Source organism: Segatella oris, assembly GCF_900637655.1.
GTDB lineage: Bacteria > Bacteroidota > Bacteroidia > Bacteroidales > Bacteroidaceae > Prevotella > Prevotella oris.
Genome location: NZ_LR134384.1, coordinates 1,688,361 through 1,712,387 on the forward strand (window position 1 = coordinate 1,688,361; position 24,027 = coordinate 1,712,387).

A 24,027-nucleotide genomic window follows, 5' to 3' on the forward strand; every position below is an offset into this window, starting at 1 on the left:
TTATAAAGTATTAAGATATTCCTGGTATATCTGTAGATCGGTTTCGGCATCGGTAAACACTTCCAAGAGCATTGGACGCTCTGATTTCTCCTTTACCAGCACATATAGAAGCTTCTCAAGAGTCTGTATGTCGTTTGCCGCATAATATTTAATTCGATTGTCACGGCATATCCCTTCTGCCGTTGTTGCATGCTCTGCTATTACTATCCTGTTACGTACCGGACTCTGTTTCAGGCCTTCAAACTTCGCGAAAATCTCTCCTCCATGATTGTTCAAAAGCAGTATTCTTAGATTTCCACCTAAGTTTTGGTTCCACAAGGCATTCTGATCATAGAAGAAACTCAAGTCACCAATGATGCAAAACACCTGTTCTTTTGTTACCAAGGAATAGCCGGCAGCTGTAGAAAGTGACCCTTCTATACCGTTTACACCACGGTTACAGAAGATATGATGACGTGCATAAATACAACCTAATCTAATAGATGTACTGTTGGCATAATGCACAATAGCTTTCGATGGATTGTTTGAGAGGAGGGCTTCCACCTGCTTCACTGCCAACATATTTGAATAGTGCGGTTCAAAAACCATGCAATGTTTACGTACATGTTGCTTCATATTCTCCCATAGGTTGAACCATTCGGTATTCCCTTGGAAGTCGATAGCCTGCATGATATCCTTGGGTTCAGCCTGTACGATACCGGTTAAATTCATGAAAGTATCATATAAAACGCCCTCTGGATTAACTATCCAACATTCAGCTTTCTTGGCTTTCCGCAGAAATTCTTTGAGTCGTTTGCTCACAAATGTATCGCCAAAATAGAGAATAAAATCAGGTAAGAACTCCTTTTTATCACCAATCAGGCACATCGTTTCCTCTAAGCAGTTATCCCCTTTATCAACGCCCAATGGCTCATATAGAACAACGTGTTGCTGTGAAATCAAACGTTCAACATGCGTGGAAATCACCACAGAAGGTTTCATTTGTCCAATGATAATCAATGGTTTCTGCGCATGTTTCAACGCTTTGACTATAGGTTGAAAGCACTGAACAGAAGCTGCATTGAAATCTGACAGGCCTGAAAGAAAAGTGATTTTGCGCTCTATAGGTAGTGTATTTGTATTGAACTGATAAAGTGGCTCAGTAATGGGAACATTGATATGTACAGGGCCACAGATACCTTTTACACATGCAATCATGGCTTCATTGATCAGCCGGTTGCAATACCAACGACTTTCTTTATCATGCGGTTCAGGCAGGTTGACAGTCTTGCTCACAAAGCGTTCCAAAGCACCTACTTGCAGAAGCGTCTGTCCGTCAAGCTGGTCTATCCACTGTGCAGGCCTATCTGCCGAAATCACTACTAAAGGCAAATGCTGATAAAAGGCTTCTGCCACTGACGGACAAAGGTTGAGTAATGCTGTTCCACTCGTCACACAGACAACCACCGGAGCATTGACCGCCTGACATAAGCCCAAGGCATAAAACCCCGCACTGCGCTCATCGGTCACAGGATAGCAATGAATGCTACCACAAGCATCAAGATTATGGACAATAGGAGCATTCCTACTGCCTGGACAGACCACGGCATGACGCACACTATGAGCAATGAGAAGACTCGTTAATATATTTACATTTTCTTTATCTGAGAACATCCAACATTGTGTTTAACTTATATTCTGTTTCCCTCCATTCTCGTGTTTCATCAGAATTATCAAGTAATCCTCCACCTGCATAAAGCCTACAATTTTGTTCCATCAGCAGCATACAGCGCAATGAAACATAAAGATGAGTAGCGTCATCCATCTGCAATGGTCCACAAAAACCACTGTAATATTTTCGATCGTGAGACTCATGTTGCAAGATAAAATCCTGTGTTTCGCGTTTGGGAATGCCACAGACAGCAGGCGTAGGATGCAAGGATGAGATGACATTCCCTATATACCTATCATCTTTTAAGATAAAATGGAAATCCGTACAACGGTGATAAAGATGGGCTGCCATACGCGTATAAGGTTGACTTCTTCTTACTTCTATAGCGTGATTAGCCAAATGCTGCGCAATATAATCGGCCACATACTGTTGTTCCCGACAATCTTTTTCGCTCCAAGGCCCTTCTTCACGCATTGTTCCTGCTAAGGCCATGGTATGCCATGCAGGACTTCCTGCCTGCTTTTCTATCAACACTTCAGGGGTAGCCATCAGCCAAGTACCGCTCTGCTGCATTGATATCAGACAGATGAACTGGTGAGGATACAGTGTACATGCTTTTACAAACAAACGCATCGGACTCGGCCTTTTACAACACTTTACATCAACATGACGTGACAACACAATCTTTTGAAAATGTCGATTGAGTAATTCTGTGTGAAAACATTGAAAGTCTTTGTGATATTCTTCCCTGTCAAAAAGGACTTTCTCCACACTAACGGTGTCATTACCAGATGGTTTAAAAGGCAGCACTTCAACCTCGTCAGGCCTTATCAGCATCAAAGGAGTATCCTCTGAAACAGCAAAGGGCGAAAAGACAAAACCTTGCTGACCATTCAGTTCTTCACAAGAAGAAAGGCGAAGCGGTTCATGTCGTGACCGAATACGCACGTAATGATCTGTATCTGGCAGTCGATAGACAACAGTTGCCGTCATGCTTTCCGAGTAGTAGAATTCATGATATAGTTGGTGACATGAACCGTTGAAATCAAGTCCCCGGCCGAGTTTTTAATGTCAATCTGCCACACATGCAACGTGCTTCCTTTTGAAAGAAGTCGCCCGAAAGCTGTTACCGTATCGCCTTCAAGCACAGCTTTTACATGATTTCCACTGACATTGATACCTACACAGATTTTACGCGGGCACAATGCAATGCTTCCTACGCCTGCCAAATTCTCGGCTAAAGCTAATGAGGCCCCACCCGACAGGAAACCGAAAGCCTGCTTATTACGCTCATCTACTTTCATAGTAGCCTTGCAGGTATCAGGTTCGGGAGTTGAAATAAACTCCATTCCAAGCGTATTCGACAGTCCGTCATGTCGGCGGAGCATCTCTTTTATCTTTTCTACGTCCATAGTCTGTTGATTTTGTCAGTCTATGCAAATATACATAAAATAATTCAAAAGAGGCTTGGTTCGTATGAAAAAAAATGGTGTGGACAATGCTTTTGAATATTTTCCACTTGGATTATGAAATTCCTTTCCACCCTATTGGCACAACCGTTATCGTGCTGTCGCTGCTGTCATCATCAATAAGTGCGAGTTGAAATCCTGTCGGTTCCCATTGCTTATTGATGATATCACAACAATGGAGAATATCTAATGTGTTATTCAACAAGGCTTTTTCTATGGTCAGATGATGCAGTTGAACACGCTTCAGACATTCAATATTCCACAAGAAATTGTCAAGTCCTTCCTTAGGATCGACACTTCGCACGACATTTGCATCGGAGAGAAGATACAGCATGCCAACACTTGAAAGTGTATCTATGTCGTTTTTCGCGTCTATCCAAAATGCCTCATAGTCAATCTCATCTTCACCTACGGTCTTGGCCTTATGTTCATAAAATGCTTGGGGATGCGCTAAACTCTCCAGAATGGTATCCATAAGTGGCTTATCATCATCTATCAATTGAATTGCAAGTGCTTCTAATTTATCTTTATCCGTGGGGAGAGGAATAATGGTTACTTGTACTGTATCTTCTTTTTCCTTCTTCTTACCCTTCGGCAGGAAATAAGATATAAGAGGAAGACCGAAAAGTAATGCTCCAAACGCACACAGAAGGCCCATAATGTAGTGACCTGTCTGGAATTTAGTGATTGCAGCCCATGCTGCTCCTATAGTGAAAATGAGAAGAACAAGCCATGTAATGGCGTTGGCAAAGAAATCTTTCATACATTTAGGTTTAGGTATCTTCAATAAACAGATAATTCATCATCCACAACGGATATTCCCATTTTAATTTGCAAGAGAAGCTGGATATTTCCATAATGTGCTGTCGGGCAGCTTGAAATCTGTGTCAAATCACGATGTAATCTGCATCAAAACAGCTTGTAACTTGCGTCAAAATACATCGTGATTTGAGTCAAGTTACATTGTGATTTGAGTCAAGTTAAACGGTAAAGTGACGCAAAACACGACGTGATTAAACTCAAAATGAAAAGAGACTATACCGTTAAGTCACGACAATGCCTCTTTTACTATCATTTTATACAGTGTTCATCAAGCTGTCATCTTATTGAGTTTCTTCAACAGTGCAAACATTACAACCGCACTGATAAGGCAAAGTGCAATCAGAATGCCCCAGTTATACATCAGCGGAATACGGTTCCATAGCATTGAAGGGATAGAACTGAGGTAGTTACCGATGGCAGTTGCAACGAACCATCCACCCATCATGAGGCCTTTATACTTTGGAGGTGCTACCTTGCTGACAAAGGAAATGCCCATTGGTGAGAGCAGAAGCTCGGCTAAGGTCAAGGTGAAATAGGTGGAAATCAACCAACTTGGAGAAAGAATGCTTTGGGTTTTATCCCCTAAGTCCATAGGAGAAATCAGACTGGTTGAGGCCAATGTGATGACCCCAAATCCCAATGCAGCCACTAACATACCCCAGGCAATTCGGGCCGGCGCACTTACTTCATGGCCTTTATTGGCTAATAAACCGAAGAAAAGCATACTGAAAGGTGTGAGTGAGACGACAAAGAAAGGATTGAATTGCTGGAAGTCGGAGGGTTGAGCCATAGTTGGATTATCCATTTGCTTAAAGAGATATAGTGCACCTCCCCATGCAAGCAATGTAACAACGCTGCAGATGACCTTGTTCTTCGTGGTTTTTGCCTGGAAAACGGAGAAGCCGGTGTAGACTGAAAGTGCTATTAAAGCAAGACTGAAGATGTTGAACCAAATGCGCATTGAGCCGGTAACAGTCAGGTCTGTATATTTCTTTGCGAAGAAAGTCAGCGCAGAACCGTTCTGATGGAAAGCCATCCAGAAGAATATCACAACAGCGAAGACCAATAATAAGGCAACAATACGATCTTTCGTCTGCTTCGGTGTGAGTTCTTCAACAGCTTGATTGGCAGCTTTTGCTTGATTGGCTGTGACGTCTGCATGCTTAAACCAACTGCGACAGACAAAATAGATTATAGCCGAAAGTATCAGTGATATGCAGGCAACACCAAAGCAAAGACCATACGCACCATAAAGGGTATGCAAATATGCAGGGTCGAAATTGCCGGCGTCATACACAAATCCATATTGACGAAGATAGATGTTCGTAATCCATTTTGCCATTGAAGGAGCGAACATAGCACCTATATTAATGGCCATATAGAAAAGACTGAAAGCAGAATCACGACTGCTTGAATATTTAGGATTATCATAAAGGTTGCCCACAAGCACTTGAAGATTGCCTTTGAAAAGCCCGGTTCCCAGAGATACGCAAGCTAAACCGGCAAACATGGCAGCCTTACCGATGTCGTTAGCTCCTGTCGGAATAGCTAATCCAAGATATCCAAAGAACATGGTTGCAAAGCCTATCGTGACACACTTCCCATAACCGATTTTGTCGGCTAACATGCCACCTAAAAGCGGGGCAAAGTAAACAACGGCAAGAAAAATAGCATAGACTTGTCCTGCTTGAGACTCTGTCCAGCCAAACTTAGCCTGCATAAACAATGCAAAGATGGCTAACATTGTGTAGTAACCAAAGCGCTCACCCGTGTTGGCAAGGGCTAAGGCGTACAGACCTTTCGGTTGATTTTCAAACATATTCCTATTTTTAATTGTAATTATTTCGTTTTTTTCGTCCGTTTGATATCAAAGAGATAGGTTGCTTTGATAACAATATTGCCAAAGTTTGACTTTGAGAAGAAGTCGCGTTTAGTAGAGCCATAGATATTGCCAAGTCCGTAATAATAGCGTGCTTCAAGCAGGAAATGCCCCACTTTTGGGTGGCTGTATTCTCCGCCAAGACCTACGATGATGCCATAATCAAATTTCTTCTCTACACTCATCGTATCTTGTGCAACCACTGGGTTGACGCGGTCTTTTGTGTTACGCTGGTCAAAGTTGAAATTCATGTCGGTACTTTCACTGAGCATATAGCCAAACTGTGGTCCCAAATTGAGAAAGAAATTGGTCCCCTTGTCTTCTTTCCCCCATGCAAGGTGGGCAAAGATAGGTGCTTGAATATAGTTGATTGTGCGTTTATATTCTTCTGCAACTCCTGTCGTTGCATTGATGACAGGTTGGTCTTTAGCATCAAGAATGTCCTCTTTCCAACCCAATTGAGCATAGTTTATTTCTGCCATGATAGAACAAAATGTAGAAAAATATTTCTCACTTTTATAGCGCAATGCAAGACCACCGGTGATACCTCCGTGTTGTTTCTGATTGACTTTGGGCACAAATCCAACATTGCTCAATACGTAACCTCCATTGAAACCTACAGAGAAGTCATCGCGATGCTCGCCTATCTGCGCCAAAAGAGGCTGACCATAACAGCAGACAAACAGCAAGACTCCCATTATTTTGTTTTGCAATCTCATACTAAAAACCAAGAGAAATAGACGAAATCAATAGGCAATACTCTCTACATTGCCATTGTAGAGGTAATGAATTAACTGAAAACTTGCATTAATACGCCCACCATTGTCAACGGGTTCGAACTTCAATGGTGATTGCAATGCCTTGTAAGGCTGTTGCCATTTGCTGCCCAGAAACCTCTTGCCATACTGCGCCATGCCTCGAACAAAGAATTGTGCATGGTCGTAGCCCATGATGGCAAAGCGTGGCAAGGCCTGCTGCATAGGCTCATGAAACCAATAACGATAGCTGTTTTCCAAAGCCTTCGTGCCCGAAGAAGAGGCATTATAATAAAAGGTTGTGGGGATATAAGTGTCATATTTGCAGAAATGGGCAAAGTCATAAGGTGCATACATCAACCATTCTGTATATCCAAACATGCTGATGAGTGTGCCAGGATGCAACTGATCGAAACGCTCAAGCTTGACAAAAGCGGCATTCAGTTCGGGAGAACGCGCTGTATTGAGCACGATAACATTTGTCTGACCATTGACAAAAGCCTTGGAAAATGCAATATCATCTGACTTGAGACTTGTGAGATTATAGCGTATTCCCTTGGTTTCAAGCTGCTTGCGCAATGCTGCAGTGAAAGCACCTTTCTTGCTTGTAGCATCTCCACAATCGACAAATACAGGATGACATTTACTGAAACGTTCAATAAAAGCATTTACTGTGGCGTTTATCAACCGTGTTTCATCCTGATATACCTGGAAGATATTGCTGTTATATGCCACATCATTTCCTGAAATAGAGAATGGTATCACCAATCGAATGCCTTTAGTTTTACAGAAATCACCAAGAGGTTTCACTTGTTTGCTATACAAAGGGCCGAATATTAAATCACACTTGGTTGCATTTGGATCGAGCAATGTAGTTTTGATATCTGTGTCAATATTAACATTCCAGGCATGAATATTGATATGATAGCCCTCTTTTTTCAGCTGCTCAAAAGCTGTCAGCATACCACGATAATATTCTATCATGCGCTTTCCATCACCATCTACTTGATGCAATGGAAGCATTACACCCACAGAAATCGTGTTATTACTACCAGCTTTGCCTGTGACAACGCCCATAACGACAAGCAAACAAAGCAATATGTATCTACAAATAAACTTCATCTTAGAAAAATATTAAACTTCCAACTGCAAAAATACAAAAAATATGTCATTACACCATATCTTGTGTTTTCTTTTTAGTAACTTTGCAAAAATATAGCTATAAAGAAATGAAAATAAAGATATTAGTTCTGCTCTTTTTACAGTTGATAGGCTATGTCTGTGTTTGGGCTGATGATAATCCTACTGTCGTGCCAACTGTAATTATCAAGGATGCTTCTGGAAATGAAAGCCAAGGAGATTATAATGGACCAGCACCTGTTGAGGCAACTTTTAAGGCAAACCCGCAGTCTGTAACTGGTTGGACGGCTTATTACGAATGGCGTTTCAGTTATGAAAGAGAGAATAAGCCCTATCTTATCAGGTATGAAGAGAATACATCCTATACATTCAGTAGGTCGGGACATCATTCGGTTGTGCTCTATGCAAAGTTCACCAATGGCAATGACATTATAGAACAAGAGTGCGATCCGATAAGCATTACGCTGTCAGAGAGCAAACTTGAAATGCCAAATGCCTTTTCTCCAAATGGTGACGGCATTAATGATATTTATCAAGCTAAGTCAACCTACCAGAGCATTATAGAGTTTCATGCTATCATTTACAATCGCTGGGGCCAGAAACTCTATGAATGGAATGATATAACCGGCGGTTGGGATGGAAAGTTTCACGGTAAAGATGTCAGCCAAGGAGTATATTTTGTTGTGGTAAATGCACGTGGCGCCGATGGCAAACGCTATTCTATCAAGCGTGATGTAAATCTTCTAAGGGGTTACATCGACTCAACAGGGCAATGAGGTGGGCAGAAAAAACTATCAAGAAGAAGTATTCAAGAAACACAAAATAGAATGATTTCCTTATGGAAAGAGAAGATAAAAACATTAATGTCTGGGGAGCACGTGTGCATAATCTAAAGAATATCGACGTGCAAATCCCTCGCAATTCACTGACAGTCATCACTGGTTTGTCGGGTTCTGGCAAGTCATCATTAGCTTTTGACACTATTTTTGCCGAAGGACAACGTAGATATATAGAAACGTTTTCAGCTTATGCACGTAATTTCCTGGGTAACATGGAACGATCGGATGTTGACAAAATAACAGGTTTAAGCCCTGTTATCAGCATTGAACAAAAGACTACGAACAAGAATCCTCGGTCAACTGTCGGTACGACTACAGAGATTTACGATTATCTACGCTTGCTTTATGCACGTGCAGGAACGGCATATAGTTATGCTACTGGCGAGAAAATGGTAAAATATACAGAGGAGAAAGTCATTGAAATGATTACTCATGATTATGTAGATAAGCGTATTTACCTCCTTGCTCCATTGATTAGAAACCGCAAAGGGCATTATCGTGAACTCTTTGAAAGCATGAGGCGCAAGGGATATATCTATATCCGAGTAGACGGAGAGATAAAGGAAATCACGCGTGGTATGAAGACCGACCGCTACAAAAACCATAATATAGAGGTAGTAGTCGATAAGATGCTCGTGGAAGATGTCTCTCATGAGCGCCTCGCCAAAAGTATACAAAATGCCATGAAGCAGGGCGATGGCCTTATTATGGTATTGGATAAAGATAGCGGTGATGCCAAGTTCTTCTCTAAACGCCTTATGTGCCCGACTTCTGGAATTTCCTATAAAGACCCCGCACCAAATATATTCTCGTTTAATTCACCAGAGGGGGCATGTCCACATTGCAAAGGATTAGGCTATGTCAACGAGATAGATCTTAAGAAAGTAATCCCCAATGACAAGATGAGTATACGCGAAGGGGCTATTGCCCCATTGGGGAAATATAAGAATCAGATGATATTCTGGCAGATAGATGCTATTCTTCAGAAGTATGACTGCAATCTCAAGACTCCCTTTGTAGATATTCCACAGGATGCTATTAATGAGATTTTATATGGCAGTCTGGAGAACTTGAAGATTGACAAGGGGCTTGTTCATACTTCTTCAGACTATTTTGTGGCCTTTGATGGTATTATTAAATACCTGCAGACCGTTATGGAAACCGACGAATCGGCTGCAGGAAAGAAGTGGGCCGATCAGTTCATGGCTACGACAGAGTGCCCAGAATGCAAGGGACAACGCCTTAACCGTGAGGCGCTCTCCTATCGCATTTGGGATAAGAACATTACAGAGGTAGCCTGTCTTGATATCAATGACCTCAAGGAATGGCTTGAACATGTGGAAGAACACATGGAAGTTCAGCAAAAAAAAATAGCTACCGAGATACTTAAAGAAATCCGAACGCGTGTGAACTTTCTGTTGGAAGTAGGGCTCGACTATCTCTCACTCAATCGGCAAAGTGCTACCCTTTCGGGCGGAGAAAGCCAACGTATTCGCTTAGCTACACAGATAGGAAGTCAATTGGTCAATGTACTTTATATCCTTGATGAACCGAGTATAGGTCTGCATCAACGTGACAATGACCGTCTCATCCGCTCACTCAAGGAACTGCGCGACCTTGGTAACACTGTAATTGTTGTTGAACACGATGAAGATATGATGAGGGCCGCTGACTGGATCATAGACATTGGACCAAAGGCAGGGCGAAAAGGTGGTGAAGTTGTATTTCAAGGGACGCCTGAAGAAATGCTTAAACAGCATACCATCACAGCTGAATATCTGAATGGTGAACGTAAGATAGAAATACCATCCGAACGTCGCAAGGGTAATGGGAAACATATAAAGATTTTCGGTGCAAAAGGAAATAATCTCAAAAATGTGGATATTGATTTTCCATTAGGCAAGTTGATTGTTGTCACCGGAGTATCAGGCTCTGGGAAATCTACGCTTATCAATGAAACACTCCAGCCCATTCTCTCTCACCATTTCTATCGTTCGTTGAAAAAGCCTATGCCATATGACAAGGTGGAGGGGATTGACAATGTGGATAAAGTGGTCAATGTTGACCAGAGTCCTATTGGAAGAACACCACGCAGTAACCCTGCAACCTACACGGGGGTATTCAGTGATATTCGAAATCTTTTCGTCAACTTACCTGAAGCAAAGATACGAGGTTATAAGCCAGGGCGCTTTTCCTTCAACGTGAAAGGTGGTCGTTGTGAGGCTTGTAGCGGTAATGGCTACAAGACAATTGAGATGAATTTCCTGCCCGATGTAATGGTACCATGTGAGGTCTGCCACGGCAAACGTTACAATCGAGAAACACTTGAAGTGAGATATAAGGGTAAATCCATTGCTGATGTGCTCGATATGACGATTAATCAGGCCGTGGAATTCTTTGAGAATGTGCCAAGTATTCTGCCGAAAATCAAGACATTGCAGGATGTAGGTCTGGGGTATATCAAGCTTGGACAGAGTTCAACGACACTCTCAGGTGGTGAGAGTCAGCGCGTAAAGTTAGCTACAGAACTGGCTAAGCGTGATACAGGCAAGACGCTTTATATCCTTGATGAGCCGACAACAGGACTTCACTTTGAGGATATCCGTATTCTGATGGATGTGCTTCAAAAACTCACTGACCGTGGCAACACTGTAATTATCATTGAACACAACTTGGATGTTATCAAGTTAGCTGACTATATCATTGATGTTGGTCCTGAGGGAGGACGAGGTGGTGGAACAATTCTTACCACAGGAACACCTGAAGAAATAGCCAAGAGTAAGTTGGGATATACACCGAAATTCTTAGCTTCTGCATTAAAAAAAGCATGAGGAAAATTGGTTTATAAGGGAAAGTTCAACTTGCAGAGATAATTAATATAGACTGCAGGAGACTTCATTTACCTTAAAAAACATGTTTTTTCATGACAGATACTTCGGGAGATTGGCTCATGAATATGCCAAGTTCGGGATAAGTAATTGAAACTATTACAAGCTAAGATTAATCTCCTGAGAATGTAATTCATGTCAGTTTGCATGGCAACTTGACATAGATTACACTGCATTTTGACTCAAGTTACATAGTGAAATGACTCAAATTAGTGCGTGATTCAATACAAATTATAACGTCATGTAATGACAGCTTATTTTTATCTTACCTCGAACTGAAGTATAGAATCTGCAAGTTGATTTAATAAATAGTTGTATGTAAAAGTGAAAGAGGAGTTTTGAAAATAAAACTCCTCTTTCTTGTTACTGGTGATTCCGTTGGGATTCGAACCCAAGACCCACAGCTTAGAAGGCTGTTGCTCTAATCCAACTGAGCTACGGAACCCCATAGTATAAAAACGAATGCAAAAGTAATCTTTTCCCATGAGATATGCAAATATTCTCAAAAGTTTTTCTAACTTTGCAGCCATATTTTAATAAGGAGATAACAAAATGCAATACTTCATTATTGAGAATGGTGCCCAAGCAGGTCCATTCACACCCAAAGAACTTGTTAATACAAAGCTTATCACTGCTGAAACCTTAGTTTGGACAGATGGTTTGAAAGACTGGACACCAGCGTGGCAGATAGAGGAAATCAGATTGGCCATGGAGACTCGTACCAATTCTCAGCAGACTCCTCCACCCGTTCCGCCAACTATGCAGGTTGCTTCTGCGCAGAATAAAGAGCAAATGCCTAAGAAGAGCCACAAGACCTTCTGGTACTCTATTTTGGCAATTGTCCTTGTTTGCCTACTCGTTCTCATGGTAAGCAATCCTAACAAGCAAGATCATAAGGAAGCTATCAAAACAGAAGTGACAACAGCTATTACTAAATTGGCTGACAGAAACAATCAAGATAACGATATTTTTTCTATGGGACTCAAGATGTTGACTAATCTCTTTGCCAGCAGTACGGTTGATGTCACCTTAGATCAAATTCTCAATTACCACAACTATCTGATTTATTCTTCTACAGATGTTACCTTTGATGGCGAACAACATAAAGTCTCATACGGTATTCTTGGACATGTATTCACTTTAAATGCCGATGATGTGGTAAGGAGTTATGAGGCAGTTAATCAGAATGGTCAGAAGAATTCGTCTGTGGACAATACAGACCAAAAGTCGGTAAACGACAGCGAAGATGTTGAAAATAGTATAGACAAAACCATCAGTAAAGATGCTGATAAATTAGTTGATAAAGTCAGTAAGAAAGTCGAGGATAAGATAAACGAAGAACTGAATAAGAAACTTGATGAAGTTTCTGACAGTACAGAAAACGTTATTGATAAAATTATAAAGGCATTAGGACTTTAATTTCCTCTCTATTTCAAGAATAAAATGATAGACAGTTCTGCTTTTCAAGGGAAAAAGGCTACATATTATACACTTGGATGTAAACTGAATTTTTCAGAGACATCTACGTTTGGTAAAATGTTATCAGATATGGGTGTCGTGACCGCAGCAAAGGGGGAAGAGGCAGATATTTGTCTCATCAACACCTGTAGTGTTACGGATGTTGCCGACCATAAGTGCAGACAGGCTATTCATAGAATGGTACGTGAGAACCCCGGAGCATTTATTATTGTTACAGGTTGTTACGCCCAACTCGAGTCTGAGCGGGTAAGTAAGATACCAGGAGTAGATCTTGTGCTTGGTTCAAATGAGAAAGCAAATCTCATTCAATATCTAAATGATGCTTTTATTGATAGGACTGCAGGCACTGCACAGCATAAGTATCACTCTGTCAGAACTAAAGATATCAATACTTTCCAGGCATCATGTTCAAGAGGAAACCGTACCCGATACTTCCTGAAAGTACAAGATGGTTGCAATTATTTCTGTACTTACTGTACAATTCCCTATGCACGTGGTTTTTCCCGCAATCCTTCAATAGCGTCATTAGTTGCACAAGCAGAAGAGGCTGCAGCTGAAGGTGGTAAGGAAATAGTACTTACTGGGGTAAACATCGGCCATTTTGGTGAAACTACTCATGAGAAATTCATTGATCTTGTCAAGGCTCTGGATAAGGTAGAAGGTATTAAACGCTTTCGCATCAGCAGTTTAGAACCCGATTTGATAGATGACGAATTGATAGCTTTCTGTGCAGAGAGCCGGGCTTTCATGCCTCATTTCCACATTCCATTGCAGAGTGGTAGCGATGCCGTTCTTAAGCTGATGCATCGCCGATATGACACAGCTTTGTTTGCACATAAAATAGAACTCATCAAGAAATTAATGCCAGATGCTTTCATTGGAGTTGATGTCATGGTAGGCAGTAGAGGTGAGAAACCCGAGTATTTTGAAGACTGTTATCAGTTTCTTGCCCATCTTCCCGTTACGCAACTGCATGTCTTTCCCTATAGTGAACGCCCGGGAACGAGTGCATTATCTATTCCGTATGTCGTTGAAGAAAAGGATAAGAAGTTGCGCTCCAAGCGTCTGCTGGCCTTAAGCGATACTAAGACACAAGACTTCTATCAGCAGTTTATTGGCACAGAACGCGAGGTGTTGTTTGAAAAAGCACCACGTGGGAAAGCTATGCACGGCTTTACGGACAATTATATCCGCGTAGAATTGCCACCTTCACAGGCGCGTACAGAATATGACAACGAACTCATGCGTGTAAAATTAGGTGAATTCAACTACGATAAATCAGCCTTGAGAGCAGAACTAATCTAATGAAAAAACACATGAAACTTGCGATTGTGATTTTGAACTGGAATGGGAAGAAGATGCTCAGACAATACCTTCCTGTTGTCATGCGTTATTCTTCAGCACAAGCAAAGATTATTGTGGCTGATAATGCTTCAACAGATGGTTCTGTTGCCATGTTGAAAGAAGACTTTCCCGAGGTTGAAATCCTTTCATTAAATAAGAATTATGGATTTGCAGAAGGCTATAACCAAGCACTCAAAATGGTTGATGCAGAATACTATCTGCTATTGAATTCTGACGTCAGAGTCACAGAAAACTGGCTCACTCCCCTACTGACCTATATGGATGAACATTCAGATGTGGCAGCCTGTCAACCCAAACTGCTATCAGTGAGCAATCCGAAACGCTTTGAATATGCCGGTGCTGCAGGAGGTTTCATCGACCGTTTGGGCTACCCTTTCTGTCGAGGAAGAGTGTTCGATATTGTTGAAGAAGACCATGGTCAATACGATTCGATTGCCGATATCATGTGGGCTACAGGTGCATGTCTGCTGATTCGTTCGAAAGATTACTGGAATGCAGGTGCTCTTGATGGTCGTTTTTTTGCGCATAACGAGGAAATTGATCTCTGTTGGCGGCTTCGGTTGCTGGGCAGAAGAATTGTATGTATTCCCAATAGCGTGGTCTATCATGTCGGTGGCGGTACGCTTCCGAAGAGTAATCCGATGAAAACGTTCCTGAATTTCCGCAATAATCTGACTATGCTCTATAAGAACCTGCCGGATGAGGAACTGAAAACTATCATGCGACTTCGTTTCTTCCTCGATTATCTTGCAGCGTGGCAAACACTTATTTTCAATCGTAACATAGCCGATTTCAAGGCTATCTATAAGGCACGTCACGCCTTTAAAGCATGGCGTCATGACTTTGATGAAGATCGAAAACGGCTACAACAACAACGGATTAATCCGAGAGTTGATGAACGAAAAGACTTCTCTCTGCTCTGGCAGTTCTACAGACATGGACGAAAAACATTCTCTGCTATCTTGGATGCCTGCCCATAATTCTGACTTGGGGCAGGCAAAGTAATTGCTCTTTCCATTTCTTCAAATAGGCAAACCAATCTTTGGCTTGGTGAAATCCATACGTTTCATTGTCACTTGAATAAGTGAGATAATACTTCAAGTGACCCATTATAGGAGCCAAGACATAGGCATCATTGATACTGTCGCAGGCAAGTTCTTCCTGTAAATAATCTTTTGGAACATATATTCCCATTCCCAAAGTCTCTAATTTACAGGCAGTCGTATCTTTTGAAGGCCAATTCTTTCCCCACAATCCCCGCAATCCTTTATGATCTGAAAGTTTTTCTGCACCCGAAATGTGCATCAAACCAGTTGCAAAACGTAGTCTTTTCTCTTCCGGATTTATCCACGCTTCCACGCTTAAATCCCTATGGCCGGCATATAAGGTATAACGCTCTGTGAGACAAATCCTTCGTTCTCCCCTCGTCCAAAGCCAACCTCTATCGGTCAGTTCAATGATTGTTCTCACTGGACCTTGAGTTACTATGCGCTGTCCTCGATATGCAACATCTTCCAACATCTGCTCTTTTCGACCGTCCCATCCACGGAGTGCCCCCAAGCCCATGCTGTTTCCAGTCCATAGAATATCATCTCCAAATCCTTGCAACGACTGCTCTTTGGTCGTATAAAACTGCGTCTCGTGTAACTCCAAGCCTAAACGCTTCTTCCCATACAAGTCGAGTGTCTGCCGTTTATCAAAATAAATGCGCAATGCTATCAGTTCATTTTCAAATGCCACCCCATGGTGATGCAATAAATGATAGCTGTCTTTCAGCTCTTTCCCAACTTCAATTTGCTGTATATATAAATCCTGTTTGTTCTTTTCTTTTATCTTGGGATTTCTCAATAAGAGTTCGGCGTATGTGCGTGATGCGTACGTTTTCTGCGTACCCTGTTTCTTCAACACAACTTTATAGTTATAGGTTTGCCCTCCTTTCAGCTCGGCAAGGAAACACATTTCATCATTTATTCCGTCACCATCCAAATCATCAAGTTGAGATGGAAGCTCCTTGTCATTAAAATAAACAGAAGAACAGGAAACCCAAGGATATCCCTTCAGGGAGACGACTACAGGATAATTGGACAATGAAAGCTTACCCGAATATTTGATGTTCACGGTAAACGTTTCTGTATCAGGCTTTTTTGAAGCATGTAAAGCCAAACTGATAAATAAAAATGAGCATAGGACAAGCCTTGTTTTCATTAGTAATACCGATAAAAGTTTCATGTTGCAAAAATAAATGTTTTTTTGATTTAACGCCCTTATTTTTATTAATTTTGGCTTTAAGATACCTTTTTATAGCCTTTATTTTAAGTTTTTTAGCAAAATATTTGCTATTGAAAATAATTTTTAGTATTTTTGCCTTGAGATTTAAGATAACCCAAACGTTTGAGAAAGATATATTACATATTGTTTGCAATAATGTTGCTTTGTGTGGCTTGTGAAATGAAGCTGAAATCCAACGATGATGCGCAAGACAAAATAGAAGTCGTGCGTTATGATCGTCTGCAAAGTCGTTATCTGACTACAGGTGACTTTTCTGCTTTGCAGGAAATGAACACAGAGTATGCCATAGAGACTCGAACGCTGGTTGAAAATGTGCTTAAATTGGGAGCCGTCTATGAGCCGGACATCAACAGTCGCTTTCTTAATTTCTATCAAGACACTGTTTTACAGACTGTTATAGCAGATGTAGAAACTCAATATGCCAACATGGATGACATCAACAAGTCACTGACACGAGTTTTTGATAAAGCCCAGAAACAATTGCCTAACTTTACTATTCCGAAGATATATACACAGATTGGTGCCTTTGACCAGAGTATAATTGTGGGTGAAAATATGATTGGTATTTCTCTTGATAAATATTTGGGAGAGGACTATCCGCTCTATTCAAAGTATTATTCAAAGAGTCAACGTGCAACCATGAAGCGTGAGTATATTGTTCCCGACTGCTTGAATTTCTATCTGTTGAGCCTATATCCCGTGAAGAACTTCGACAAGAAGAGTCAGCAGGAGAAAGACATGCACATGGCTCGTGTCATGTATGTGGTTAATGAACTTGTGGGACAAAAGGTTTTCTCAACTCATTATGTCAGCTTGGTAGAAGATTATCTGCAGACACATAAGGACGTAAAGTTGGCTGACTTGCTGAAATTCTAAGCAAGAGTTCCTTTGACATGAAGCAACAGACAGCATTGAGTATGCCTGCGTTGTGGGCTAATTCATTATAACATAGAATTAAAGCGAGAGCTAATCCCGTGCAGATAGCCTTGCAATTTGCGTCAAATTACCTTGCAATCTGCGTCATTTCACCGTGTAACTTGACTCAAATCACCATGTAATCTGCGTCAAATTGCAGAGCCTAATGCAACAGACTGAAAAACAGGGAGATTTAAGATAGAGCGCTGATGCTTGTTTTCTGGTTTCTCGTTTCCCATTTGAAGTCACTGAAAGCGCTTTTCTTTATTTCATTTTATCTTTGTGCTTTCTTTCTTTTTCCTTACCTTTGCAGTGGAAAAAATCAGGTAATCAGTTTTTATGCAAAATCAATTTTCACGTACAGAGCTATTGATTGGCAAGCCGGCGCTTGACACTTTGGCCGGCTCACGCATAGCCGTTTTCGGCATAGGTGGTGTTGGCAGCTATGTGACAGAGGTGTTGGCACGGAGTGGCATAGGCGAATTGGATATCATTGATAACGACCGTGTCTGTCCGACGAACATCAATCGACAGCTCTATGCCCTGCTTTCAACAATAGGGAAAAACAAGGTTGATGTTGCAGAAGAGCGTATTCTTGATATCAATAGCCACTGTATTGTTCACAAAAACCAGATGTTCTATCTTCCCGAAAATGCGGATGCAATTGATTTGAAGCTGTTTGATTATGTTGTGGATTGTGTCGATACGGTGAGTGCGAAACTTGAACTTATCAAGCGTTGTCATCGTTTCAACATCCCCATCATATCCAGCATGGGAGCGGCCAACAAGCTTGATGCAACGGCATTCCGTGTGGCAGACATCAACGAAACGCATATGGATCCGTTGGCAAAGGTGATAAGAAAGAAACTTCGCAAGCTGAATATCCATCGATTAAAGGTGGTTTATAGTGAAGAAGAACCTATCAGGCAGATTGCCTATCCTACTATAGAATGTGCTGAGCATAGCCATGTACCGGCCAGCAATGCGTGGGTTCCAGCTGCAGCAGGCTTGATCATCGGAGGTGAAGTCATCAAGGATCTCATTGCGAAAGCAAAAACTATGCGTATTCTTCCCGAAGAGTCAGAAAGCAATGCGGATGCCGGAATTGCAGCTGAAAAGGCAGCACGGCATGAGGAACGGTACAAAAGCATAGTTCAGGCAAAGGAAAACGGGATTTGGATTGATGACAAAATCGTGATCAAAACACCCTGAATGATTTTAAGTTTTTAATAGGAAATGAAAGTCTATCTATTCAATCCAGGGCATGACATCGCCTTGGCTGCACATCAGAAATATGTAACTTTGCCCCATGCTGCCCGCCAGTTGCAGGCTGACCTTGCCTTTCTACCCGTGCTTTGGGCAAGTAAAGGTGACCTTGTTCTTGTTGAAGACAAGGAGCATATAAGCGTACCTGCGCATTTGAGACAGTATGCTGCAGAGACAGGTTTCATCGACTATCAAGATTTGGAAAGTCTTGATGTGACGAATATTGAGATATTTCCCTGGGGATGGAACCTTGCATTATGCAATCGCCTTATAGAGCAGTCAAACGGAAAGCTTGCAGATGCTCTTCCTTCTGTGCAGCAGTTAGACCATATACGCATGCTGAGTGGCAGAGGCTGGTGTGCAGAACATCTCCTGCCTTGCTTGACAACATGTTTCGACAAGGCCGTTGGCAAGGCTGAAGTCTTTAGAGATTATGCTTCGCTCTGCCAACACTTGCAGCCTGCAGATAACGGACTAGCCTATCAGTATGTGCTGAAGATGCCATGGAGTAGCAGCGGACGCGGGCTGAGATTTATCGACATGAACCATGAAGGCATAACAACTCATCTGCAAGGATGGATTAAAAACGTAATCTCCAAACAAGGATATATTACCGTTGAGCCTTATTATAATAAGGTGGTTGACTTCGGTATGGAGTTCTATGCACATCGGAATGGGACAATAGACTATCTCGGTCTTTCTGTTTTCGATACGGTTAACGGTGCTTATGCGGGCAACATACTCATGGGCGAAGCGCAAAAAGAAGAGATGTTGTCACGCTATACATCCCTTGAATGTCTGGATAGCATACGCGAAACCGTGGTGAGTGTTATGTCAAAACAGCTGAAAGGCAACTATTCGGGGCCTTTCGGCATTGATATGATGATTGTAAACGGCGGATTGGTTCACCCATGTGTTGAATTAAACCTACGGCAGACCATGGGCCATGTGGCTCTGTCGCTATCTGAAAAGGTAAATACTCCTCGTGTCATGAGAATGGACTATCGTGCAGGGCACTATTCCATTCACGTCAATGCCCTCTCTCCTGCATATGCAGACAAATAAGCATTCACTTCTTTATTCATGATGATAAGGTTCACCTTTGATGATAGTGCATGCCCGATAGAGTTGCTCAGTAAAGATGAGACGCACCATCTGGTGGCTGAAAGTCATGCGGGAGAGTGATATCTTTTCATTGGCCCGACTGTATACTGATGGTGAAAAACCATAAGGCCCACCTATGACAAAGACAAGACGGCGGGCTGTAAGCTGCTTCTTCTGTAGCCAGTTTGCAAACTCTATCGAACGGTATTCCGCTCCGTGTTCATCCAGAAGAACAACTGTATCCATGGGCTTTATCTGCTCTAAGATAAGTTCTCCTTCGCGCTCTTTCTGCTGTTCGTTGCTGAGATGCTTTGTGTTTTTCAATTCCGGGATAACAGCAATATCAAAAGGCATATAATGTTCTATGCGTTCATGATAGTCTTTAATGCCCACAACGAAATGTTTGTTGGCTGTTTTGCCAACGAGAACAAGAAGCGTTTTCATTTATAATCTATTTCTTTTCTCTACGTGGAAACCACCCCTTCTCTACCCTTTTCTTCTGTTCGAACAGTTCACCGATACTCCAAAGCAGTGAAGCACCGAGCACACCAAGCAGGGATGACCAGATAATGTGGGCCACGCAGAGTGAGCCTACAATGGAGATAATACCCAAAATGAGGAAAACAAACCAGAAACGTGTACCGAAATAATATTCAGTCTTGACGACTATCGGATGGAATATGCCGATAATCAGAAATGTAGAAAGTGCAATGATAATTCCTGTGAAATACATAATGTTATAGCTTTTAGGTTGCGAAGATACAAAAAATATATATATAATCCGATGTTTTTCCAATGAAAATGCTTATCTTTGCGTGTAAGCAATTTGTAAAATTAAATATATACTTTAAAACTATGGCAAATAACACAGAACTTATTTCACAGTGTGAAGCGAAAGCCAAACAATGGTTGACACCGGCTTTTGACGAGGAAACACGAAAAGAGGTCGAAGCAAAATTAGCTGCAGAAGACAAGACCGATCTGATTGAAAGCTTCTATAAAGACCTTGAATTTGGTACGGGCGGTCTTCGTGGAATCATGGGGGCAGGTTCTAACCGCATGAATATCTACACGGTAGGAATGGCGACACAGGGCTTTGCCAATTACCTGAAAAAGAACTTTGAAGGCAAAAAAGACATTGCCGTTGTCGTATGTCATGATTGCCGTAACAATAGCCGTAAGTTTGCAGAGACTGTTGCAAACATCTTCTCGGCTAATGGTATAAAGGTTTATCTCTTTGAGGATATGCGTCCTACTCCCGAATGTTCCTATGCAATTCGTCATTTGGGATGTCAGGCCGGTGTGAATATCACAGCCAGTCATAACCCCAAGGAATACAATGGATATAAGGCCTACTGGGAAGATGGTGCGCAGGTGCTCACTCCTCATGATGTAGGTATCATTGAAGAAGTAGGCAAGGTAAAAGTTGATGACGTTAAGTTTGAGGGCAATCCGTCACTGATTCAAATTATCGGTAAGGACATTGACGAACCTTATTTGAAAGAAATCCACACGTTGAGTATTGATCCGGAGGTTATCAAGCGCCAGCATGATCTGAAGATTGTCTACACTCCGCTCCATGGAACAGGTATGATGTCTATTCCACAGAGCTTGAAATTGTGGGGCTTTGACAACGTACATTGTGTCAAGGAACAAATGGTGCGCAGTGGTGATTTCCCAACGGTTGTCAGTCCAAACCCGGAAAATGGCGAGGCTTTGTCTTTGGCTATCCGTGATGCCAAGGCAATAGATGCTGACATCGTCATGGCTTCAGACCCGGATGCCGACCGTGTAGGCATGGCCTGCAAGAATAGCAAGGGCGAATGGGTACTGATTAATGGTAACCAAACTTGTTTGCTGTTCCTCTATTATATCATCACCAATCGCAAGGCTAAGGGCTTATTGAAACCTACAGATTTCATTGTCAAGACCATTGTAACGACTGAGGTTATCAAGAAAGTTGCGGATAAGGCTGGTATTGAAATGCGTGACTGCTACACTGGTTTCAAGTGGATTGCACGTGAAATTCGCATTTCTGAGGGCAAGCAGAAGTATATTGGCGGTGGCGAGGAAAGCTATGGTTTCCTTGCACAAGATTTTGTTCGCGACAAGGATGCCGTTTCCGCAATGAGTCTTTTGGCCGAAATCTGTGCATGGGCAAAGGATCAAGGCAAGACCCTTTATGATGTTCTAATGGATATTTACACAGAGTATGGGTTCTCTAAGGAGGTCACTGTCAATGTTGTTCGTCCGGGAAAGACGGGCGCAGATGAAATCAAACAGATGATGACCAACTTCCGTAACAATCCTCCCAAGGAACTTGGTGGCAGCAAAGTTGTATTGTGGAAAGATTTCCTGAAACTTGAAGCATTGCACGAAGACGGCAGCAAGACCAAGCTTGACATGCCTGCTACAAGTAACGTGTTGCAGTGGTTCTGTAATGATGGAACGAAAGTAAGCGTTCGTCCCTCGGGCACAGAGCCAAAGATAAAATTCTATCTTGAAGTGAAAGGCGACATGAAGAATGCATCCGAATACGATGCACTGGAAGCGAAAGGTATGGAAAAAGTGAATGCAATTAAAAAAGGACTTGGATTAGACTAAGAGCAAGATGAGTAAGTTGGTTGTAAATTCATACGAGGAATTCGCATCACATTTAGGCGAACAATTAGGCGTTTCAGAGTGGCTTTTGGTAGACCAGGAACGCATCAACAACTTTGCCGATGCCACACTCGACCATCAATGGATACACGTTGACGAAGCACGTGCGAAGGAAGAAAGTCCCTATAAAAGCACGATAGCACACGGCTATCTGACTCTCTCGTTACTTCCATATATGTGGAACCAGATTATTGAGGTGAACAATCTTAAAATGATGGTCAACTACGGAATGGACAAAATGCGCTTTGGAAAGCCGGTTATCACGGGAAGTAAAGTCCGTTTGGTTACAAAACTCGATGCCATCGAAAACCTACGTGGTATCTGTAAGGCGCAGATTGGCTTCAAAATTGAGATCGAAGGTGAAAAGAAACCTGCGCTTGAAGGCGAGGCCACTTTTCTCTACTATTTCAAATAAGCTTGAGAAAGAAAAGGAGGAAGCAACAACTTCCTCCTTTTTTATTTTCCCTTATAACATGGGCTACATTGTCAAAACCACTGGGTATAATATTATCTGTCCGTATCATAGAGTGTATCATTGATATAACTTATTACTGAAATAGAACTAAAGAATTCCATTTCTCTACGGTTTTAGGATGATAGATTATAAAAGTTTCAGTCTTTTGAATTCCTCAAAGAGTGGGGCTGCAATAGCTTTCGCATCTGGATGTGGAGCACCTGTCGTTCCAAGAGCACGCAGGTCGAAGAAATGTTTCCAGTCACAGACGAAGGCCGTATGTACCAATTCTGTATTTATATCTAAGGGCAAAACAACACGAGCTTCCTGTGGCTTTCGTCCTAAAGAAATCAAATTCAAATATGCATACTCACAGGCAAGATTGGCAAAAAGCCAATTGTCAACAGCACTCCAAGCCTGTTGGTCCTTTTCTATAACGAGTTCTTGGCAAAGCTGTTTCAACAGATTATGGTTGAGTTCTTGATAGATTTTCTGACAGTCTGCTTCCTTTTTTATCCATTCAGGAAGATTGATTGCTATTTCTCCCCCAAACTTATCTTTGCTATAATTGCAATACCGAGTAGACTGTTCGGCCATGGAATTTGCACGATGCCTGTTAAACTCGCGCGTCACTCCAACCTGTGTGGTAAAATGAACGGTAATGCGTTGTTCATGATGAGATGTAGGTTCGCAAAAACACTCTAAGTCTTCCATCCATTTGTTTTCTGCAACAACTCTAAGGTTTGTTGTTACATAGGCAACACCATCTTTCACATGGATACGCGAAAAACGATTGTTGGCATAGCGATTGACAAGATTTTCAACTGCTCCTTTCAAATAGACTGTTCCATGTTCAAGCATAGCTGTGTGGTCAGCTGCAATCATACGCTCAACGAAAGGCTTTGCAGAATCTTCCGAAGCGTTTTTCTCACTCTTATAACAAACGCGACCAGCTCTCTCTATTTGTTTGTATACACCGTTGATACCCTCTTCTTGTGGCCAGATTTCAAAGGATGGTTGCTCAATTTTCATAAGTTTAGCGTGTAATTTT

21 protein-coding genes and 1 tRNA gene are annotated in these 24,027 nt (G+C 41.9%); 10 read left to right on the forward strand and 12 right to left on the reverse strand.

The window, feature by feature from the left end:
• From menD to EL210_RS07110, 7 genes are all read right to left on the reverse strand, one after another.
• Positions 1–1,653 (reverse strand): 2-succinyl-5-enolpyruvyl-6-hydroxy-3-cyclohexene-1-carboxylic-acid synthase, encoded by a 1,653-nt coding sequence (menD, locus tag EL210_RS07080; protein ID WP_018920130.1) that lies wholly within the window; start codon positions 1,651–1,653, stop codon positions 1–3.
• Positions 1,640–2,644 carry a chorismate-binding protein gene (locus EL210_RS07085; RefSeq protein ID WP_018920131.1) on the reverse strand — a complete coding sequence of 335 codons (1,005 nt, stop codon included), beginning with the start codon at positions 2,642–2,644 and terminating at the stop codon, positions 1,640–1,642. The genes menD and EL210_RS07085 overlap by 14 nt, the downstream gene beginning before the upstream one ends.
• Positions 2,641–3,063 carry a PaaI family thioesterase gene (locus EL210_RS07090; protein WP_018920132.1) on the reverse strand — a complete coding sequence of 141 codons (423 nt, stop codon included), beginning with the start codon at positions 3,061–3,063 and terminating at the stop codon, positions 2,641–2,643. Before EL210_RS07090 ends, EL210_RS07085 begins: the two co-directional genes overlap by 4 nt.
• 112 nt (positions 3,064–3,175) lie before the next feature.
• Positions 3,176–3,883, reverse strand: coding sequence for a DUF6630 family protein (locus EL210_RS07095; protein WP_018920133.1), 708 nt, complete (start codon positions 3,881–3,883; stop codon positions 3,176–3,178).
• A 327-nt stretch (positions 3,884–4,210) separates the two neighbouring features.
• Positions 4,211–5,761, reverse strand: a complete 1,551-nt coding sequence (locus EL210_RS07100; RefSeq protein WP_018920134.1) for a peptide MFS transporter — start codon at positions 5,759–5,761, stop codon at positions 4,211–4,213.
• 20 nt (positions 5,762–5,781) lie between these two features.
• Positions 5,782–6,540, reverse strand: a complete 759-nt coding sequence (locus EL210_RS07105; protein WP_018920135.1) for a porin family protein — start codon at positions 6,538–6,540, stop codon at positions 5,782–5,784.
• 27 nt (positions 6,541–6,567) lie between these two features.
• Positions 6,568–7,698 carry an ABC transporter substrate-binding protein gene (locus EL210_RS07110; RefSeq protein ID WP_025879518.1) on the reverse strand — a complete coding sequence of 377 codons (1,131 nt, stop codon included), beginning with the start codon at positions 7,696–7,698 and terminating at the stop codon, positions 6,568–6,570.
• Positions 7,699–7,805: 107 nt separating this feature from the next.
• Between EL210_RS07110 and EL210_RS07115 the strand changes: the two genes are divergently transcribed.
• The gene (locus tag EL210_RS07115; protein WP_018920137.1) at positions 7,806–8,492 is read left to right on the forward strand and encodes a T9SS C-terminal target domain-containing protein; all 687 of its coding nucleotides are present in this window, start codon (positions 7,806–7,808) and stop codon (positions 8,490–8,492) included.
• A 62-nt stretch (positions 8,493–8,554) separates the two neighbouring features.
• Positions 8,555–11,386: an excinuclease ABC subunit UvrA gene (gene uvrA / locus EL210_RS07120; RefSeq protein WP_018920138.1), complete on the forward strand. Its 2,832-nt coding sequence runs from the start codon at positions 8,555–8,557 to the stop codon at positions 11,384–11,386.
• Between the two features lie 424 nt (positions 11,387–11,810).
• On the opposite strand, the gene EL210_RS07125 is transcribed toward uvrA, so the two are convergent.
• Positions 11,811–11,888: transfer RNA gene (locus EL210_RS07125), tRNA-Arg, on the reverse strand.
• A gap of 107 nt (positions 11,889–11,995) precedes the next feature.
• Here EL210_RS07125 and EL210_RS07130 point away from each other — a divergent pair.
• Genes EL210_RS07130 through EL210_RS07140 form a run of 3 tightly spaced genes read left to right on the forward strand, consistent with a single transcriptional unit; the run spans position 11,996 to position 15,267 of the window.
• On the forward strand, positions 11,996–12,862 hold the full coding sequence (locus EL210_RS07130) for a GYF domain-containing protein (RefSeq protein ID WP_018920139.1): 867 nt from the start codon (positions 11,996–11,998) through the stop codon (positions 12,860–12,862).
• Positions 12,863–12,886: 24 nt separating this feature from the next.
• Positions 12,887–14,227: a tRNA (N(6)-L-threonylcarbamoyladenosine(37)-C(2))-methylthiotransferase MtaB gene (gene mtaB, locus EL210_RS07135; RefSeq protein ID WP_018920140.1), complete on the forward strand. Its 1,341-nt coding sequence runs from the start codon at positions 12,887–12,889 to the stop codon at positions 14,225–14,227.
• 11 nt (positions 14,228–14,238) lie between these two features.
• Complete coding sequence (locus EL210_RS07140; RefSeq protein WP_025879519.1) at positions 14,239–15,267, forward strand: glycosyltransferase family 2 protein; 1,029 nt, start codon at positions 14,239–14,241, stop codon at positions 15,265–15,267.
• Here EL210_RS07140 and EL210_RS07145 read toward each other — a convergent pair.
• Positions 15,245–16,492, reverse strand: a complete 1,248-nt coding sequence (locus EL210_RS07145; protein WP_025879520.1) for a DUF4861 domain-containing protein — start codon at positions 16,490–16,492, stop codon at positions 15,245–15,247. The genes EL210_RS07140 and EL210_RS07145 overlap by 23 nt on opposite strands.
• A gap of 186 nt (positions 16,493–16,678) precedes the next feature.
• Here EL210_RS07145 and EL210_RS07155 point away from each other — a divergent pair, with 186 nt between their 5' ends.
• The 3 genes from EL210_RS07155 to EL210_RS07165 all read left to right on the forward strand — a co-directional run bounded on the left by EL210_RS07155 (position 16,679) and on the right by EL210_RS07165 (position 19,822).
• Positions 16,679–17,452 (forward strand): gliding motility protein GldB-related protein, encoded by a 774-nt coding sequence (locus tag EL210_RS07155; protein WP_025879521.1) that lies wholly within the window; start codon positions 16,679–16,681, stop codon positions 17,450–17,452.
• A 378-nt stretch (positions 17,453–17,830) separates the two neighbouring features.
• A complete protein-coding gene (locus EL210_RS07160) occupies positions 17,831–18,703 on the forward strand; it encodes a tRNA threonylcarbamoyladenosine dehydratase (RefSeq protein WP_018920145.1) in 873 nt (290 codons plus the stop codon).
• A gap of 24 nt (positions 18,704–18,727) precedes the next feature.
• A complete protein-coding gene (locus EL210_RS07165) occupies positions 18,728–19,822 on the forward strand; it encodes a hypothetical protein (protein WP_018920146.1) in 1,095 nt (364 codons plus the stop codon).
• 12 nt (positions 19,823–19,834) lie between these two features.
• On the opposite strand, the gene rlmH is transcribed toward EL210_RS07165, so the two are convergent.
• On the reverse strand, positions 19,835–20,305 hold the full coding sequence (gene rlmH, locus EL210_RS07170; RefSeq protein WP_018920147.1) for a 23S rRNA (pseudouridine(1915)-N(3))-methyltransferase RlmH: 471 nt from the start codon (positions 20,303–20,305) through the stop codon (positions 19,835–19,837).
• Positions 20,306–20,312: 7 nt separating this feature from the next.
• The gene (locus EL210_RS07175) at positions 20,313–20,594 is read right to left on the reverse strand and encodes a DUF4491 family protein (RefSeq protein WP_004375106.1); all 282 of its coding nucleotides are present in this window, start codon (positions 20,592–20,594) and stop codon (positions 20,313–20,315) included.
• A gap of 122 nt (positions 20,595–20,716) precedes the next feature.
• Between EL210_RS07175 and EL210_RS07180 the strand changes: the two genes are divergently transcribed.
• Positions 20,717–22,465, forward strand: coding sequence for a phospho-sugar mutase (locus EL210_RS07180; protein WP_018920148.1), 1,749 nt, complete (start codon positions 20,717–20,719; stop codon positions 22,463–22,465).
• A gap of 7 nt (positions 22,466–22,472) precedes the next feature.
• Positions 22,473–22,937, forward strand: coding sequence for a MaoC family dehydratase (locus EL210_RS07185; RefSeq protein ID WP_004375104.1), 465 nt, complete (start codon positions 22,473–22,475; stop codon positions 22,935–22,937).
• Between the two features lie 186 nt (positions 22,938–23,123).
• Here EL210_RS07185 and EL210_RS07190 read toward each other — a convergent pair whose 3' ends face one another.
• A complete protein-coding gene (locus EL210_RS07190; RefSeq protein WP_018920149.1) occupies positions 23,124–24,008 on the reverse strand; it encodes an FAD-dependent thymidylate synthase in 885 nt (294 codons plus the stop codon).
• Between the last annotated feature and the right edge of the window lie 19 nt (positions 24,009–24,027).

What these genes read in the sequence shown, in the direction of transcription:
- menD (WP_018920130.1), bottom strand. Translation starts at nt 1,653, where the DNA reads ATGTTCTCAGATAAAGAAAATGTAAATATATTAACGAGTCTTCTCATT.
- EL210_RS07085 (WP_018920131.1), bottom strand. Translation starts at nt 2,644, where the DNA reads ATGACGGCAACTGTTGTCTATCGACTGCCAGATACAGATCATTACGTG.
- EL210_RS07090 (WP_018920132.1), bottom strand. Translation starts at nt 3,063, where the DNA reads ATGGACGTAGAAAAGATAAAAGAGATGCTCCGCCGACATGACGGACTG.
- EL210_RS07095 (WP_018920133.1), bottom strand. Translation starts at nt 3,883, where the DNA reads ATGAAAGATTTCTTTGCCAACGCCATTACATGGCTTGTTCTTCTCATT.
- EL210_RS07100 (WP_018920134.1), bottom strand. Translation starts at nt 5,761, where the DNA reads ATGTTTGAAAATCAACCGAAAGGTCTGTACGCCTTAGCCCTTGCCAAC.
- EL210_RS07105 (WP_018920135.1), bottom strand. Translation starts at nt 6,540, where the DNA reads ATGAGATTGCAAAACAAAATAATGGGAGTCTTGCTGTTTGTCTGCTGT.
- EL210_RS07110 (WP_025879518.1), bottom strand. Translation starts at nt 7,698, where the DNA reads ATGAAGTTTATTTGTAGATACATATTGCTTTGTTTGCTTGTCGTTATG.
- EL210_RS07115 (WP_018920137.1), top strand. Translation starts at nt 7,806, where the DNA reads ATGAAAATAAAGATATTAGTTCTGCTCTTTTTACAGTTGATAGGCTAT.
- uvrA (WP_018920138.1), top strand. Translation starts at nt 8,555, where the DNA reads ATGGAAAGAGAAGATAAAAACATTAATGTCTGGGGAGCACGTGTGCAT.
- EL210_RS07130 (WP_018920139.1), top strand. Translation starts at nt 11,996, where the DNA reads ATGCAATACTTCATTATTGAGAATGGTGCCCAAGCAGGTCCATTCACA.
- mtaB (WP_018920140.1), top strand. Translation starts at nt 12,887, where the DNA reads ATGATAGACAGTTCTGCTTTTCAAGGGAAAAAGGCTACATATTATACA.
- EL210_RS07140 (WP_025879519.1), top strand. Translation starts at nt 14,239, where the DNA reads ATGAAACTTGCGATTGTGATTTTGAACTGGAATGGGAAGAAGATGCTC.
- EL210_RS07145 (WP_025879520.1), bottom strand. Translation starts at nt 16,492, where the DNA reads ATGAAAACAAGGCTTGTCCTATGCTCATTTTTATTTATCAGTTTGGCT.
- EL210_RS07160 (WP_018920145.1), top strand. Translation starts at nt 17,831, where the DNA reads ATGCAAAATCAATTTTCACGTACAGAGCTATTGATTGGCAAGCCGGCG.
- EL210_RS07165 (WP_018920146.1), top strand. Translation starts at nt 18,728, where the DNA reads ATGAAAGTCTATCTATTCAATCCAGGGCATGACATCGCCTTGGCTGCA.
- rlmH (WP_018920147.1), bottom strand. Translation starts at nt 20,305, where the DNA reads ATGAAAACGCTTCTTGTTCTCGTTGGCAAAACAGCCAACAAACATTTC.
- EL210_RS07175 (WP_004375106.1), bottom strand. Translation starts at nt 20,594, where the DNA reads ATGTATTTCACAGGAATTATCATTGCACTTTCTACATTTCTGATTATC.
- EL210_RS07180 (WP_018920148.1), top strand. Translation starts at nt 20,717, where the DNA reads ATGGCAAATAACACAGAACTTATTTCACAGTGTGAAGCGAAAGCCAAA.
- EL210_RS07185 (WP_004375104.1), top strand. Translation starts at nt 22,473, where the DNA reads ATGAGTAAGTTGGTTGTAAATTCATACGAGGAATTCGCATCACATTTA.
- EL210_RS07190 (WP_018920149.1), bottom strand. Translation starts at nt 24,008, where the DNA reads ATGAAAATTGAGCAACCATCCTTTGAAATCTGGCCACAAGAAGAGGGT.